This is a genomic window from Haliscomenobacter sp., assembly GCF_040403615.1.
In the GTDB taxonomy this organism is placed as follows: domain Bacteria; phylum Bacteroidota; class Bacteroidia; order Chitinophagales; family Saprospiraceae; genus Haliscomenobacter.
This window is the reverse complement of sequence record NZ_JBBAKG010000133.1, coordinates 11,725-13,758: the sequence shown is the minus strand read 5'-3', so window position 1 is coordinate 13,758 and position 2,034 is coordinate 11,725. Positions and strand designations below refer to the sequence as shown.

The 2,034-nt window shown below is 44.7% G+C and carries 2 protein-coding genes, 1 tRNA gene and 1 pseudogene; 1 reads left to right on the top strand and 3 read right to left on the bottom strand.

Features of this window, described 5'->3' with window-relative positions; all coding sequences use genetic code 11:
- A pseudogene (locus ABW391_RS25810) lies at positions 1-603 on the top strand (glutamate formimidoyltransferase); the annotation flags it as partial.
- A gap of 54 nt (positions 604-657) precedes the next feature.
- Here the strand turns inward: ABW391_RS25810 and ABW391_RS25805 are convergent.
- The 3 genes from ABW391_RS25805 to ABW391_RS25795 form a co-directional block, all read right to left on the bottom strand.
- The gene (locus ABW391_RS25805) at positions 658-975 is read right to left on the bottom strand and encodes a hypothetical protein (protein ID WP_353484791.1); all 318 of its coding nucleotides are present in this window, start codon (positions 973-975) and stop codon (positions 658-660) included.
- A gap of 170 nt (positions 976-1,145) precedes the next feature.
- Positions 1,146-1,220 (bottom strand) — tRNA-Val (locus tag ABW391_RS25800).
- 163 nt (positions 1,221-1,383) lie between these two features.
- Positions 1,384-1,971, bottom strand: a complete 588-nt coding sequence (locus ABW391_RS25795) for a plasmid pRiA4b ORF-3 family protein (protein ID WP_353484790.1) — start codon at positions 1,969-1,971, stop codon at positions 1,384-1,386.
- Positions 1,972-2,034: the final 63 nt, after the last annotated feature.

Here is a 2,034-nt window from a genome sequence, read left to right as displayed (position 1 = left end):
CGCAACCTGGCACACATCCGACGTGGAGAATACGAAGGATTGGCTACAAAAATAGCATTGCCTGAATGGCAGCCCGATTTTGGCCCCAACCGTGGCCCATTCCCGGCGGGAGCAACGGTGATCGGTGCGCGAAAATTCCTGATCGCTTACAATGTCAACTTGGATACCCGGAATGTAGCAATTGCCAGGCGCATTGCCGAGCGCGTGCGGGAAAGTGGCTACAAAATCAAAGACCATCAGGCACAAGTGCAGCGTATCCCCGGGCGCTGCCCGGGAGTAAAAGCCATTGGCTGGTACCTGCCAGCATACGGCAAGGCTCAGGTATCAATGAACATTACCGACTTGGATCTGACCCCGGTGCATCTCGCATTTGCAGCATGCCAGGAGGAAGCACTCAGGTTGGGGGTAAAAGTAACGGGTTCTGAATTGATTGGATTGGCGCCGTTGAGGGTATTTTTGGAGGCAGGGAGTTATTTTGCACCTGAGTTAAGCGATTCAAGTCAAAAAATCAGTGCGGCTATCGAGGGCTTGGGTTTGCAGGAATTGGGGGAGTTTGATCCTGCCAACCGGATCCTTGAATACCGCATGCAGTTGGAGTGGTAATCCAGAGCAACGGTATTAAAATATCAATGCGTTTGCTCTGGAGTGGTAAGCAAGCTACCAGGAAAAGAAATTAAAGGAAAAATTCCCAGGTTTTTTTTCTTCATCGACAGGAGTTTCTTCTTTAGCTACTTCAAAAGCAGTCATTTTGGTCTTGTTGTCGAAGTGTAGCCAAACAAAATAATTACCAGCTTTCAATGAATCGATGGGGAATTGCAGGGTATGGGTACCTGCTTCCAGATTGTATTGCTTTTCATAACATGGGCGTCCTACTTTGTTCTGGACGATCAAAATGCATCGCTTTGCTTGTTCTGTGCTTACTTCCAGATGAACTGTTTTGTCCTCTATAGAGACTACGATTTTTCCTAAATCCATCACCATTTCTTTTTTTTGTGACGAAAGAACTGATAAAAGGTCATATTTTTTGGGTCAAAGGAAGGATAATAAAAAATAAAAATCTCACAAATATAGTAAAAGCTTGGTTATTGTAATGATAAAAATAAAAAAAGCCCTTCGGATGACCGAAAGGCTTTTGTGAATCTGGGTGGGTAATGACGGGTTCGAACCGCCGACCCTCTGCGTGTAAAGCAGATGCTCTAAACCAGCTGAGCTAATCACCCTTATTTGCTTCAATGAACACATTTGCTCAAAAGCGTGTGCAAATATATGGCCTCATTTTAGTTTGCGCAAGTCCAATCGGCTTTTTTTTCAAAAAAAATAAAAAAGCCGATGAAAATAGCATTATTCATCGGCATCATATGTGAACAAAAGTATAATCTTGGATTACTCCTCCTCCTCGAGGAAGAGGTCTTGGCGCCAGTCGTTGAACTCCTGGAGAATTTCGTTGGTTTCGCCTGCGTCGAATTCTTCGGCATCAAACTCTTCAATCCAATCGATGATTTCCTCGTGCTGTGGATGCTTGGGGTCATTCAGTGCTGCCAAAAAATCGACATACCCGGAAGCGCCACCACAATCTTCGGGTGGACAATTGCGGATTCCACCCAGACAGATGGGACACTCGGTTTCAACATCCGGCAGGATTTTTTCCACGGTCAGCAAATGCCCCCAATGGTCGCCAAAATCGTAAACGTACCGGAAGGTATCGCCTTCTTGAAAGTTCAGGTCAATCATCATGATCGATTCACTGTCTTCCAGGCTAGCATCGGTTTCCCACATTTCTTCATCGTCAGGCAACAATCCTATTTTGCGCTCTTTAACTTGAAACTCAAACAAATGAGCATTCTCCCAACCCATTACGATTTGAAGGATTTCATGCAGATCAAAACAAGTTTCGGTTTGATCTATCTGAAAAGTACGCCAGATTTCCGGTTTAATGGCCTCCAACTGGACTTTTAATTGTAAACTCCCCACAGCTAAAAATTTTGGTTCAATCTACGAGATCTTTGGCAAAGTAACGCAGAAAAATTGACTTCC

What these genes read in the sequence shown, in the direction of transcription:
- ABW391_RS25805 (WP_353484791.1), bottom strand. Translation starts at nt 975, where the DNA reads ATGGATTTAGGAAAAATCGTAGTCTCTATAGAGGACAAAACAGTTCAT.